This window comes from Rhodococcus sp. IEGM 1318 (genome assembly GCF_033142465.1).
Taxonomy (GTDB): Bacteria; Actinomycetota; Actinomycetes; order Mycobacteriales; family Mycobacteriaceae; genus Rhodococcus_F; species Rhodococcus_F qingshengii_B.
In genome coordinates this window covers 204,742-217,653 of sequence record NZ_JAWLSC010000002.1, presented here as the reverse complement: position 1 = coordinate 217,653, position 12,912 = coordinate 204,742, and the positions used below count along the sequence as shown (strand labels likewise).

Annotated in this window: 10 protein-coding genes and 2 pseudogenes; 4 read left to right on the top strand and 8 right to left on the bottom strand. The window is 60.9% G+C overall.

The genetic code is table 11. The features are described 5' to 3' along the window. Positions 1-133: 133 nt before the first annotated feature. Positions 134-1,039 carry a class A beta-lactamase gene (gene bla / locus R4P65_RS05235; RefSeq protein WP_317825706.1) on the top strand — a complete coding sequence of 302 codons (906 nt, stop codon included), beginning with the start codon at positions 134-136 and terminating at the stop codon, positions 1,037-1,039. Positions 1,040-1,131: 92 nt separating this feature from the next. On the opposite strand, the gene dacB is transcribed toward bla, so the two are convergent. From dacB to R4P65_RS05200, 7 genes are all read right to left on the bottom strand, one after another. Next, positions 1,132-2,334, bottom strand: a complete 1,203-nt coding sequence (gene dacB / locus R4P65_RS05230; RefSeq protein WP_317825705.1) for a D-alanyl-D-alanine carboxypeptidase/D-alanyl-D-alanine-endopeptidase — start codon at positions 2,332-2,334, stop codon at positions 1,132-1,134. Between the two features lie 161 nt (positions 2,335-2,495). Beyond that, positions 2,496-3,488 (bottom strand): phosphatase PAP2 family protein, encoded by a 993-nt coding sequence (locus R4P65_RS05225; protein WP_317825704.1) that lies wholly within the window; start codon positions 3,486-3,488, stop codon positions 2,496-2,498. Further along, a complete protein-coding gene (locus R4P65_RS05220; RefSeq protein WP_317825703.1) occupies positions 3,485-5,407 on the bottom strand; it encodes a glycoside hydrolase in 1,923 nt (640 codons plus the stop codon). The genes R4P65_RS05225 and R4P65_RS05220 overlap by 4 nt, the downstream gene beginning before the upstream one ends. A gap of 45 nt (positions 5,408-5,452) precedes the next feature. Further along, positions 5,453-6,793 (bottom strand): HAMP domain-containing sensor histidine kinase, encoded by a 1,341-nt coding sequence (locus tag R4P65_RS05215; RefSeq protein ID WP_317825702.1) that lies wholly within the window; start codon positions 6,791-6,793, stop codon positions 5,453-5,455. Continuing rightward, a complete protein-coding gene (locus R4P65_RS05210; RefSeq protein WP_317825701.1) occupies positions 6,790-7,455 on the bottom strand; it encodes a response regulator transcription factor in 666 nt (221 codons plus the stop codon). Before R4P65_RS05210 ends, R4P65_RS05215 begins: the two co-directional genes overlap by 4 nt. 57 nt (positions 7,456-7,512) lie before the next feature. Beyond that, positions 7,513-8,514, bottom strand: a complete 1,002-nt coding sequence (locus R4P65_RS05205) for a GDP-mannose 4,6-dehydratase (RefSeq protein ID WP_230815389.1) — start codon at positions 8,512-8,514, stop codon at positions 7,513-7,515. Next, positions 8,511-9,674, bottom strand: a complete 1,164-nt coding sequence (locus R4P65_RS05200) for a UDP-N-acetylglucosamine--N-acetylmuramyl-(pentapeptide) pyrophosphoryl-undecaprenol N-acetylglucosamine transferase (protein ID WP_317825699.1) — start codon at positions 9,672-9,674, stop codon at positions 8,511-8,513. The genes R4P65_RS05205 and R4P65_RS05200 overlap by 4 nt, the downstream gene beginning before the upstream one ends. Positions 9,675-9,849: 175 nt before the next feature. Here R4P65_RS05200 and R4P65_RS33105 point away from each other — a divergent pair. Further along, a pseudogene (locus tag R4P65_RS33105) lies at positions 9,850-9,990 on the top strand (IS3 family transposase); the annotation flags it as partial. A 48-nt stretch (positions 9,991-10,038) separates the two neighbouring features. Here the strand turns inward: R4P65_RS33105 and R4P65_RS33100 are convergent. Further along, positions 10,039-10,320 (bottom strand): annotated as a pseudogene (locus tag R4P65_RS33100) (ATP-binding protein); the annotation flags it as partial. On the opposite strand from R4P65_RS33100, the gene htpG reads away from it, so the two are divergent. Beyond that, the gene (gene htpG, locus R4P65_RS05190) at positions 10,278-12,206 is read left to right on the top strand and encodes a molecular chaperone HtpG (protein WP_317825698.1); all 1,929 of its coding nucleotides are present in this window, start codon (positions 10,278-10,280) and stop codon (positions 12,204-12,206) included. The pseudogene R4P65_RS33100 and the gene htpG sit on opposite strands and share 43 nt — an antisense overlap. 156 nt (positions 12,207-12,362) lie before the next feature. After that, the gene (locus R4P65_RS05185; RefSeq protein ID WP_317825697.1) at positions 12,363-12,902 is read left to right on the top strand and encodes a DinB family protein; all 540 of its coding nucleotides are present in this window, start codon (positions 12,363-12,365) and stop codon (positions 12,900-12,902) included. The last annotated feature ends 10 nt before the right edge of the window (positions 12,903-12,912 follow it).

Here is a 12,912-nt window from a genome sequence, read left to right as displayed (position 1 = left end):
CGAGGGGTGGTCATCGCGCTGAGCTCAGACACGGGAAACGTGCGTCGGCGAGCGTTCTTCGCCTCACGTAGGTTGTTGTGTGGAATGGATTTTGGGATTTCGCCAGTAGGTTTGTGAAGGGCTGTTGACAGTGATGGTTGAGGGTGGTGCAGTCACGCGGCGTGTGTTTTTGGTTTCGGCGGTGTTGATTCCGGTCGTGGGATGTTCGGCGAAGAGTAATCAGAATGCAGATGCCGGGCCGTCGAAGGTTGTCGGGGGAGATCCGAGTGATCTTCTGGTCGAACTCGAAGGCCGATACGATGCGAGGCTGGGTGTGTATGCGAGTAGTTCGAACACTGGGAGGGTGGTGGAGTATCGCGCGGACGAGCGGTTCGCGTTCTGCTCCACGTTCAAAACCCTCGCTGTCGCAGCTGTATTGGGTAAGTATCCATTGAGTTATCTCGATACAGTAGTCCACTACACTGCCGCTGATCTGCAGTCATACGCCCCGATTGCGGAGCAAAAGCTCGATACCGGGATGACGGTTGGTGAATTATGCTCCGCAGCAGTGCAATACAGTGACAATACCGCTGCCAACCTCCTGCTGCAGATGCTTGGCGGACCTTCTGCAGTCAATGCGTACATTCGCAGTATCGGCGATGATGTGACTCGGCTGGATCGGATCGAACCCGAGCTCAACACCGCCATTCCAGGCGATGGTCGTGACACGACGTCCCCGCGGGCGATCGGTACGGACTATGAGCGTCTTGTCCTCGGCGATGCGCTGACGCCGGGCAAGCGTGAGGTGCTCGCGGGTTGGCTTCGAGGCAATACCACTGGTGCGGAGCAGATACGGGCAGGTGTTCCACAAGGATGGACCGTCGCCGACAAGACTGGCAGCGGTGACTACGGAACCAGCAACGATGTCGGTGTCGTGTGGACGGATACTTCAGATGCGGTGACGATTTCTGTCCTGACGACACGCTCGGATAGAGACGACACCGCGGACAAAGCGATCATCGCCGACACCACACGTCTCGTCGTCTCAGCGCTCACCTGACGTCGTAGACGAACAACGTCGTCGCCACGATGCGAGCTGAGTGGGCATGTGTCTTGCCGTACGTTGTATGAACGATCCCGAGGTCTCGGGGTTTATCGGCACCCGCAACCGCGTAGCGCTGTTGCAACGGCATCGAGGGCGGGTCTTGCTGCCTCGGGTGCGGTTCCGTTGGACATGAGCGTGAATGTCAGGACTCGCTGGTCGTTGTCGACGACGATTCCTGCGAGCGAACTGACACCGGAGAGGGAGCCAGTTTTCGCGCGTACCCACCCTGCTGCCGGGGAGGGCGGGTTGAATCGATCTGCCAAGGTGCCTGTCGCTGCGGCGACGGGGAGTGTGTCGAGCAGTGGGCGAAGTTCCGGGGTGTCGGGCCCTGCTGCCGCGGTGAGCACCTGATCGATGAGGTGTGCCGAGATGCGGTCGTCGGTCGATAGTCCGCTTGCATCTCGCAATTGTGCGCGGGTGGTGTCGAATCCGCTCTCTTGCAGTGTGTGAGTGATGGCGTTGACCGCTCCGTCGAAAGTTGCGGGTAACCCACGGGCGAGTGCAATTTCGAACCCCACGGTCTCGGCGAGTACGTCGTCGGAGTGCACCATCAGGTCGCGTAAGCGTGTGCTCAGCGGGGCTGATTGAACCGAGGCCACTACGGGAGCTGCTGGTGTGGCAGAAGGCGCGGTGCCTTCGCTGACGGATGCCGGGTCCAGTCCGAGTTGTTCGGCGAGGGCTCGGCCGGTGTCCAGCGCTGGGGTGTGGGTGCGCGGGGAGTAGTCCGCCAAGGGGTCTGTGCGGCCGCCGTCGAGCATGACCGATTCGATGGGGGCGATACTGCCGCCGGCGATGTCGGCGGTGTCCCATCCGGGGGCGATTGTCGGGCCTGCAAAAATTGTGTTGTCCACGATGAGGCTGCTGACGTGTATACCGGAACGGTGTATCTGGCTGATCAGGTCGTCGAGATGTGGGGCGTCGGTGTAATAGCCTTGCGTGCCGGTAGGTTTCGCGGTCAGTGTTGGGTCGCCACCGCCGACGAGCACCAGTTGGCCGGGGGTGGCGCCTTGGACGACCGTGGTTGTGGTTCGGTGGTCGGCCGGCAGTGTCAGTAGTGCGGCGGCCGTCGTGAGAACTTTGACTATGGAACCAGGCACTTGCGGGGTGTCGGTCTGTTGTTGCCACAGTGTTGCGCCGGTCTGGGCGTCGGTGACGTGACCTGTCAAACTTCCGAGGTCGGGGTTGTCGAGTGCGGGTTGGAGCACCGCCGCGAGCATTTCAGGGCTGGGTGAGGGGGCGTCCGCTGGCACTGGCGTGATTTTCGGGTGCGGCGTAATCAGTTGTGGGGCCGTCGCGGTCGGGGGATGGGCGGGAGTGGTGTCGAGGTCGTGTTGACCGCACCCGGCACTGAAGACCGCCGCCATTGTCGTTGCTGCTGCGTATACGAGAAGGGATCCAGACCGTCTGTTCGTCATTGTTCTGTGTCATTTCTTCGACTTTCGATGGCAACCTCATTGCCGCATTTCTTGCGGGTCGCCGATCTGTTTGTGGTGGTCATTGATCTGACGTGTGTTGTCGCCCTGGCTGACAACTCTAAGCAATGGGCGTGGAAGACTCGAAAGCGGCTTATCCGGCGCTCTCCGTGACGCGAGCAGTTCGGAGATTGCGATATCGCGCAGACGAAGACAGTCATTGGAACCGCCACCGTTGCCGCGAGTACACCGGTGAGCACACCGTATGGTCGTGGATCGAGGGCCAGAACGATCACCGTCGTCGCTACCGGCCCACCCACCAGCGTGGACACCAAAATGAACCCCCGTATTCGGCGATCACCCACTACGAAGACGGCAGCGAAGAGGCTGACGATTGCGGCTGCGAGCAATACGGATCCCGCAACATCGCTGAGGCGGTGCCATCCCTCGCCCATGATGTCGCGGCTGACCAGCGCCACCCACGCCGCGCAGGGCACGACTCCGACCAGGCGCATCCACGACGGTGCGATCAGGAGCAGGCTGAGGGCAATACCCATTGCGCCGGCGACATGACCGCTCGGAAACGTGTTCGCCGTCGGCCAGGGGACATCCTGATCGAGTTGAGGCCGCTCGAGAACTTCGAGACGAAGCGTTCTCGCCGCCACTATGCACACGACGGGAACTGCAAGCGTCGTCACAGCAGCGAGCGGCTGACGAATCACATGCCCTGCCAACAGGATCGCGGCTGCGACAGAGATCCACATGAGCGGATTGGTCATGATGTCCAGCCGCAGGACGTCGGGCACCGATACGCCGTCCTGCGCCGACTTCGCAGCCTGAAATACTTCCCGGTCGAGTCGTTGACCGCCGGCGGTACCAACAATGAGAAGGAATACGGCGGCCGCACCTGCGGCGAATGACATGCCGACGACAATCACCGTCCACCGTGGTCTGTTGCGTACGGCGGGCGTCATCGGGGCGGAATCGGTCACGGACACAGCGTCGTGCTCGCGGCGTCGATGGATGCACTGACGCAGCCCGGGCCGATATCGCCAACGTCGGGGTCATGGAAGGTGCTGTCGTCAAAGTTGGCTGTCACCAACAGCTTTCCCTCGCCGAAGATGGTTTGCTGCACCATTCTGTCGTCGGACAACCACTGAAAGTCCGTCATGGGCTCAGTTCCAGCCGCTTCTTGCAGGGTGGCGAAGAACTTCTGCATGGTCGCCATCCTCGGACCTTCCTCCGCGATGGTTTGTGCGTTCAGGGTGTAGTTCAGTGGCGTGTTGTACAGCATTGCCAACAACGCGCGATCGGTTTGCTCGGTCGGCAGCTTGTTGAAGGACAACTCCCATCGATCCGTACTGACTACCGAATCGTGCAGCACCGTCTCGTACAGCGGCACACGGTATTTTGGATCGAACATGCCGGTTTTCAGCTCTGATGAAAGCTCGACGGGTTTGAAGAAGAAGGCCGGGCCGTTCTTCCCCCAGTACGCACCCCAGTTCGCCTTGTCTCGTTCCGCTTTCCAGAGGCCGTTCATCACCGGAGTGCTGGATCCGTGACTGAAGGACACAACGCTGTTGGCCCACGACCCGGCTGTCTCCGATCCCAACACCAGATCCTTGCCGATCACCTTCATCCGGTCGATGCGGTTCTGCCGGTCCTCGGACTGGGTCATCCGGTGGCCCGGGCTGTAGTCGTCGAATACCTCACCGGTGGCATCGACGTCCAGGAAGTAGCTGTTCGCGCCGTTGCCCACCTTTGCGGCGACGCGAGAGGCAACAAGCTCCGGGTCGGCGGCCAATGCCTCTGAGCTCAGGTAACAGCCACGGCCGCTGAATCCGCCTTCCACGTCGCCCATTTTGTCAATGACGCAGGCGCCGGGCCAAATCCCGTCGGGCCACGAAGACGAGGGATTGTCGACCTCGCCGGACGGGTCCTGCGCGTTGGCGAAGGTGTCGTACGGCCCGACGAGAAAGCCGTAGTTCGTGGCGGTGTCGACGGCCTCGCGGGTCATCGGCTGATCATCGGAGTCGTAGCCGAGCCACATCTTGGTGATGCCGAGGTCATGGAGTTGGCGTATCGCTTCGGGAGTACGCGCATCTCCCCACAGATAGGCGTGAAAGGCGCCGATCAGCTTGGCTGTGTCCGGGTTCTCCGCGATCTTCTGCTGCAGAGTGCGCAGTCCGCCCTGTTCCTCGAGCAGACTGCGGTAATCCAGTGCAGGGGCCACCGGCGATCCGTCGGTGACTGACAAGGCAACCGTGTAAATGTCGGTGCCTTTCTCCTGGCTGAACTCGTGGGCTGCAGTGCTGCGCAGCTGGCCTTCAACCGAGGTGAAGTTCAGGGAGGTACCCAAGTCTGTCGGCACCAGATAGCTCGCCCCTACAGCGCCCGCGCTGAACCCCCAGAACGGCATCGTCAGGTCCTGCAATCGTTGCCCCTCGTCCCCGACCAATCCGATATCGGGGTTGTTCCAGAATGCGTCGTCGACCGGGATACTCAGCCCCTCGCCTTGGGGCAGCTGCAGATCTCGCGCACCGGCCCCGGTGACCGGCCACGCCACGGACTGATCCCGCGAACTGGTCAGGTCGATCACCAGGCGGCCGGCGTGGGATCCCGCTGTCAGGTCGAGGCCGCGGTCGGGGTATGACCAATGGGCACTGTTGTTCTCGACTGACACCTTGCCGGGAACTCCGAGGTCTGTCGCAGCGGCGGCTGACAGTTCGACGTCGCTGTCCACGCGTAGGTCGTTGACATCGATCCTGGCCTCGCCGCCCTCGATCTGCACCGTGATGGTGCTTCCATCGACCCTCACCGCGGGGTCCGCCGCACTCGCGGTACACCCCGTGGAGGCAAGCGTGACCAACACGGTGCCCACAGCGATAGAAGTCAATGCCTGTGTTCTCATAGTTCGAAAAGTAAGCGCTGAACATTAGAACAAGATCAGAGTGACTTACTCTCGGGCCGGCAGGCGCACGGCGAACACCGCTCCACCGTCGGGGTTGTTGCCCACGCTGATCGAGGCGCCGTGGGCATGCGCGATCTGTTGGGCCATAGCCAGTCCCAGTCCGGAGCCGGAGGTGCCCCGACTACGGGGTGACCGATAGAAGCGTTCGAAGATCCGAGGCAAATCCGCTTCATCTATGCCGGGTCCGTTGTCCGAAACGGTGAGAACACCGCCTGCCAGGCTCACGTTCACCGTCCCACCCGGTGGAGTGAACTTTGCCGCGTTGTCAACCAGATTCGACACCATCTTCGCGAGCCGCACATCGTTACCGCCTACCGTGTGTGGATTTGTCGTGCAGTGGAAATCAATCTTCGGCCAATGGGCACGTGCCGCCTCGACTACCTGCTCGACGACGCGCTCGAACGCGACGTCCTCCCTCTCGATGTCCGGCTCGGTACCCCGTGCGAGATCTACGATGTCGTCGATCAAGGTTCGCATATCCGCGGTACTGCGAGCGAGCGCAGACCGTACCCTCTTCTGCTGTTCGTCCGTCAGCGTGCCGCTTCGGGCCAGAAGTTCCGCGTTCGCGATGATCCCCGTCAGTGGGGTCCGCAACTCGTGCGACGCGTCGGAGACCAACCGTTTCTGCGATTGGACGGAGTCATCGAGTGCACCAAGCATGGTGTTGATCGATTCCCCGAGCCTGGCAAGCTCATCCGATCCCTCGACGGTGATCTTTCGGCTCGGATCCCGCTCCTTCGCAACAGTTTCGGCCTCGCGGGACAGCCTGGCAACGGGACGCAGCGTGTAGCGGGCGACTATGTAGCCGAGGATGGCGCTGATGATGATGCCGATACCGCACAACAGCGCTAACAACCACGCAATCCGGTTGAGCGCCCGGTGTTGCTGATCGGCACGGACTCCGACAAGGAGCGCACCACCGTCCTCGAGCGGTGTCACATACATCCGTCCGGGTAGACCCGCGAGGTCGATGTTCGTGAGGAAAGGCCCTGACTCGCCGTCGAGGACGGCATCGAGTGCAGGGAGCTTCGGCAGGATAGTGGCGGGTTCGTCTGTAGCACTCGGTTCGCCTGTCGCATCGAGGACCTCGAAGCAAGCTGGCGAGGAAAGATAGGCGCATTCGGCGCCACTGCCCAACTCCTGGCCACCGGCGATCCGTAATTGGATCGCCGTCGCCTCCCGGATGAGACCGATGTCGAGGCTTCGGTACACCTCCCGTGACGAGATCCAGTACGCCCCCACCGCGCAAAGTAGCACTACCGCGGCCACGGCAATCGACGTGGTGATGGCCATTCTCGTTCGGATGGCCAATCGCGTACGCGTCACGGCAACTCCAGCCGGTATCCGATCCCACGAACCGTATGAATAATGCGTGACTCGCCGCCCGCCTCTAGTTTCGTGCGCAGGTAATTAATATATACGGCAATGGAATTCGACTGAGGTCCGAAATCTTGGCCCCACACCCGATCGCTGATCACCTCACGGGTGAGCGTCTGGCCGGAGTTCGCGATGAGAAGATCCAGCAGCGCGAACTCGGTGGCAGTGAAGTCCATGCTCCGGCCGGATCGGACGCCGCGCCGTGTCTGCGGGTCGAGAGAAAGATCCCCGAACTGCACCTCGGGTTCCGGTGGCGCTGCCCGCCGCAGCAGGGCGCGTACCCGCGCGCCGAGTTCGTCGATGTCAAAGGGCTTCGGCAGGTAGTCGTCCGCCCCCGCATCGAGCCCCGCAATCCGATCGCCTACCTCCGAGCGTGCCGTCAGAACCAGGATGGGGATTCGATTGCCCTGCTCACGCAAGATTCGACATACGGAGAGACCGTCGATTCCCGGCATCATGACGTCGAGCACCATCGCATCGAACGAATGCTCAGAGACCGCGGCAAGAGCGTTCGAACCGTCGGAAACCGCCTGCACCTCGTACCCGTCGGATTCGAGAGTTGTCACTACCGCTTCGCGGACCGACGGATCATCATCGACGACTAGGATCATCTACTTATCGTGCCTGACGTGAGTCCGATACGGATACAACCCGTGCGACGTCTCGCATCACACGCGGTAGCGGCGAGGATCGGTGATCGGATGAGCTTTGATCCACTCCGAGGTGTGCGTGAGTCCTGCTTTCAGGGAGACCTGTGGGATCCAGTCCGTCAACTCCCGCACTCGACTGTTGTCGGACACCAGGCGGTGAACCTCGCTGCCTGCTGGACGATGACGTGAGTCTTCGGTTGTGACAGATGCGGAAGACCCCGTGATCTCGATCAACATGTCAATCAGGTCGCGGATCGAAATCTCCTGGCCGGTGCCGAGATTCAAGGTCAATCCAAGCGTACGTTCGGATTCCGCGATCTCCATGAAGCCCCGGGCAGTATCGTCGACGTAGGTGAAGTCCCGAGTCGGGGTCAGCGCGCCGACAGCGATCTCGCCTGCTCCGGAATGCAACTGGTGCAGGATCGCAGGAATCACGGCGCGTGTCGATTGCCGCGGGCCGAACGTGTTGAACGGTCGGCAGATCGAGACCGGCGTATCGAACGAGTGAAAATAGGACAACGCGACCATGTCCGCCGCAATTTTGGATGCGGAGTAGGGAGACTGGGGTTGCAACGGGTGCGTTTCGGATATAGGTACTTCCCGAGCAGTTCCGTAGACCTCGCTGGTTGACGTATGCACCACCCTCCGCGCGCCGTGACGGCGCGCAGCATCCACAATATTCTGGGTACCAAGGACATTCGTCTCCAGATACGTTTGCGGAGCCTGGTAGCTGTATGGGATTCCGATCAGTGCCGCGAGGTGGAAGATGGTGTCGATCCCCTCTGCCGCATCGAGGACTTGTCCATTGTCACGGACATCTCCGGCGATCATCTCGATATCGGGAAGGTGATCCGAAAGAAAGCCGGCCGATGCGTACGGCTTGTAGTGCGCGAGAACTCGTACGTGCGCACCTTGCATGAGCAACTGCTCAACCAGGGAGCTGCCGATGAAGCCTTCGCCGCCGGTGACCAAGACCTTTCGTCCGAACCAGAATCCATTGACTTGCACAATTTCACTCATTTGATTCCTTCACTCGTATTGACGTTTTCGGGCGTCGCGTGTTTGCGGGTGGCGAGCTGCCGTAGCCAGTTCGCTACTGTTCGTGCGGAATCATTCAGTCCCGGAGTGAGATCGGTTGTAGCCTTCGCACGTTCAGCGGAATCTCCGAGAAGGTCGTCAATCGCGCTCGCGAGGTTTGCCGTGGTCAGATCCGCGGCTCCCAGCATTCGGGCGCCGCCGCGAGTTACGAGAGCCTGGGCATTGTGTCGTTGATGGTCACCGATCGCGTGCGGGTAAGGCACGAGGACGCTGGGCACCTCTACATGCGAAATCTCGGCGACGGTGATCGCTCCGGATCTTCCGACAAAGACATCGGCGCCCGCATATACCAAATCCATCCGGTCCAAGTACGGCAACACCAGCACGTTGTCGAGGTCCTCGACAGCGGCGGAGGCCTCGGTGAAGTACTCGGGCCCAGCCTTGACAACCAGGCGGATGTTGTTGCGGCCGCGCCACTCGCGCGCCAGTGACAGTGCGGTATCGGTCATTCGGCGAGATCCGAGGCTGCCGCCGCAGACGATGACGAGGGCCTGTCCTGCCGCCGCACCGAAACTGGCACGTGCCTGATCACGGAGCGCATGCTTGTCGAGGCTGGCGATCTCCCTCATCAGCGGGGTTCCGACTACCCGAACCTCAGTGCGCTTGAATGCCGGAGCAGTCTCGGAAAATGCTACTGCGACCCGGGAAGACAAGTTCGCGCACAGTCGGTTTGCCCGTCCTGCCACGGCATTGGATTCGTGGATCAACGTCGGTATACCGGCGAGGTGCGCACCCAGCACGATCGGCAGACTGGGATACCCGCCGGTACCGAACACGACGTCTATATCGAGTTCACGAATCGTTCTGGCACACTGAATGCCGGACCGTGCGAGTCGTGTCGCTGCTCTTGCACTACCGCGCACACCGGTAAGGCCTTCGATCTCGGCGGTGTGGAGTCGGTAGCCGGCCGCGGGCACAAGTCTTTCTTCCAGTCGGCCTTTCGCGCCGAAGAAGTCGATCTCGACATCGGCATCGGGAATCTGACACAAGGCCTCGGCTACAGCGAGTCCCGGATAAATATGTCCACCGGTGCCACCCGCTCCGATGGCGACTCGCAGAGTCGATCGCGGTTCGTTTGTCATACCAGCACTGTGCGTGAGCGAGATTAGAACTCTGTTAGCGCCGACGCTCTGTGTGTCAGGGTTAGTTGAGTCCAGCGGTTCACAGTAACCCCGCCTGCAGGCCAAGATTCGGATCAACCCGACGATGACAATTTCCAGCATGGTTCCGGTCAAGGACACTGTCGGGATCAACCCTTACTCCTCGCCGATCAGCGAAGGGCGCAAACTACGCGACGCCGGCGTCCTCGACGGCAAGAAGCCTGGCGAGAAGACCAGCAAACTCACCGCCGAAAGGGCCGAGATCGTCCGACTCACATTCGATCCCGGTGTTTCTGAGTCGGTAACTCACCCCTTCAACGTCAAAACCCTTCAACGTCAATACCTCTGTGTGATGGACGATTCGGTCGATCATCGTGGCAGCGACTGCCCGATCGCCGAACGCGTCACCCCACCGGACGACCGGCAGATTCGAGGTCAGAACAAGTGAGGCATGCTCGTAGCGACTCGAGACCAGCTGGACAAACAGGTTCGCGTGCCCTCCCCTTGTCCGTGCGGGGGCCGACCCCTGGTATTCGAGGTCGAGTAAAATCCCTGTGATCAGTCCGAGAAGAGAAAGGGATCGAAGTGACCGCGCATACCGAGCAGCTCGAGTTCCAAGCAGAAACACGTCAGCTGCTGGATCTGATGGTTCATTCAATCTATACGAACAAGGACAGCTTCCTTCGTGAGTTGATCTCCAACGCTTCGGACGCGCTGGACAAGCTCCGCCTCGAGTCTTACCAGGACAAAGACCTCAACGTCGACGTCTCCGATCTGCATATCGAGATCGACATCGACAAGGCAGCACGCACCCTGACCATCCGCGACAACGGCATCGGCATGTCGCGTGACGAGGTCGTCGACCTGATCGGCACGCTCGCCAAGTCCGGCACCGCCGAGGTCCGTCGCAAGCTCAAGGAAGCCAAGGATGCAGCGGCATCCGAAGAACTGATCGGTCAGTTCGGCATCGGCTTCTACTCCACGTTCATGGTTGCGGACAAGGTCACGCTGCTGACCCGCCGCGCCGGTGAAGATCACGCGACGCGCTGGGAATCGACCGGCGAGGGCACGTACACGCTCGAGCATGTGAACGAGGCACCGCAGGGTAGCTCCGTGACCCTGCACCTGATGCCCGAGGATTCCGAGAACGGCCTGCACGACTACACGTCGGAATGGAAGATCAAGGAACTGGTCAAGAAGTACTCCGACTTCATCGCGTGGCCTATCCGTATGGATGTCGCTCGTACGTCGACGCCGGCCGAGGGCGAGGAGCCCGAGGTCACTATCGAGACCGAGACGATCAACTCGATGAAGGCTCTGTGGACTCGTTCGAAGGACGAGGTGTCCGAGGACGAGTACAAGGAGTTCTACAAGCACGTCAGCCACGCCTGGGACGAGCCTCTCGAGATCATCCCGATGAAGGCCGAAGGTACTTTCGAATACCAAGCGCTGCTGTTCATTCCGTCGACGGCGCCGTTCGATCTCTTCATGCGTGAGCGCAAGGCCGGCATCCATCTCTACGTCAAGCGCGTCTTCATCATGGACGACTGCGAAGAATTGGTGCCGGATTACCTGCGATTCGTAAAGGGTGTGGTCGACGCACAAGACCTCTCGCTCAACGTCTCTCGTGAAATTCTGCAGCAGGATCGGCAGATCGCTGCCATCCGTCGTCGTCTGACCAAGAAGGTCCTCTCGACCATCAAGGACATGAAGGCGAACGAGCCGGAGAAGTACTCGACCTTCTGGACCGAGTTCGGACGTGCGCTCAAGGAAGGCCTGATGGCCGATGCCGACAACCGTAAGACGCTGCTCGACGTCTCGTCCTTCGCCTCGACCAACAGTGAAGAGGGCGTGACCACTCTCGCCGAGTACGTGGAGCGTATGAAGGACGGTCAGGAACAGATCTACTTCATGACCGGCGAATCTCGTCACCTCATCGAAAGCTCCCCGCACATGGAGGCTTTCAAAGCCAAGGGCCTCGAGGTTCTCGTACTCACCGACCCCGTGGACGAGATGTGGGTCGACGCTGTCTCGGACTTCGACGGTAAGACCTTCCAGTCGATCGCCAAGGGCGAGGTCGACCTGGACACCGAGGACGAGAAGAAGGCGGCCGAGGCCGAGCGCGAAGAGAAGGAAAAGGAATTCGGCGCGCTGCTGACGTGGCTGACCGAAACCCTGTCCGACGACATCAAGGAAACGCGTCTCTCGACGCGCCTGACCACGTCGGCTGCCTGCATCGTCGGCGACGCGTTCAGTATGTCGCCGACACTCGAGAAGATGTACAAGGCTTCGGGTCAGCCTGTTCCGCACAGCAAGCGCATCCTCGAGCTCAACCCGGCACACCCGCTGGTCTCGGGTCTGCGGGAGGCTCAGGCCGCCAACGACAATGCAGAGAACCTGAAGGAAACCGCTCAGCTTCTCTACGGTATGGCGTTGCTTGCCGAGGGCGGCGAGCTGAGCGACCCGGCGCACTTCACGCGTCTGCTGGCCGATCGTTTGGCTCGCACAGTCTGATCTCGTCGTAGCTCGTTCGAACTCCCGGCATCCACCTTCATCGGTGGGTGCCGGGAGTTTTTTCTTGAACGCCTTCTATTGAGGACCGTTTCTGTCCGCAATGCCTTCTAACGTAGTTCTCACAGGGCACGAACCGACGAGCGAAGGAAAAACATCATGAACGCACCGACCACCACCGTCACCGGCGAGCGCGCGGATTTCCTCCAGAGCCTGCGTCGGCATCGTGAATTCCTTCTCTTCACCGTCAAGGATCTCACCGACGAGCAGGCTGCTTCGAGGCCGACCGTCAGCGAACTGTGCCTCGGTGGATTGATCAAGCATGTGGGTCAGGCGGAGAAGGGATGGGTCGACTTCATCCTGGAAGGGCCGGCCGGACTTGGTGGGGACTTCGACCCGACCCAGTGGTCGGAAGAGATGCAACAGGAACGGGCGAACGAATTCGCCATGGGCGAGGGCGAAACCTTGGCAAGCATCGTTTCCGAGTACGAGCGGATCGCGGCCCGGACCGACGAGTTGGTGGTCTCGCTGGACAGTCTCGACATCTCGCATCCACTGCCGTCGGCGCCGTGGTTCGAGGCAGGGGCTCGCTGGTCAGCGCGGCGCGCGTTGCTGCATATCATCGCCGAGACGGCCCAGCATGCGGGCCATGCAGACATGCTTCGTGAAGCCATCGACGGATCCAAGACGATGGGTTGATCGTCGGGTT

What these genes read in the sequence shown, in the direction of transcription:
- bla (WP_317825706.1), top strand. Translation starts at nt 134, where the DNA reads ATGGTTGAGGGTGGTGCAGTCACGCGGCGTGTGTTTTTGGTTTCGGCG.
- R4P65_RS05220 (WP_317825703.1), bottom strand. Translation starts at nt 5,407, where the DNA reads ATGAGAACACAGGCATTGACTTCTATCGCTGTGGGCACCGTGTTGGTC.
- R4P65_RS05210 (WP_317825701.1), bottom strand. Translation starts at nt 7,455, where the DNA reads ATGATCCTAGTCGTCGATGATGATCCGTCGGTCCGCGAAGCGGTAGTG.
- R4P65_RS05205 (WP_230815389.1), bottom strand. Translation starts at nt 8,514, where the DNA reads ATGAGTGAAATTGTGCAAGTCAATGGATTCTGGTTCGGACGAAAGGTC.
- R4P65_RS05200 (WP_317825699.1), bottom strand. Translation starts at nt 9,674, where the DNA reads ATGACAAACGAACCGCGATCGACTCTGCGAGTCGCCATCGGAGCGGGT.
- R4P65_RS05185 (WP_317825697.1), top strand. Translation starts at nt 12,363, where the DNA reads ATGAACGCACCGACCACCACCGTCACCGGCGAGCGCGCGGATTTCCTC.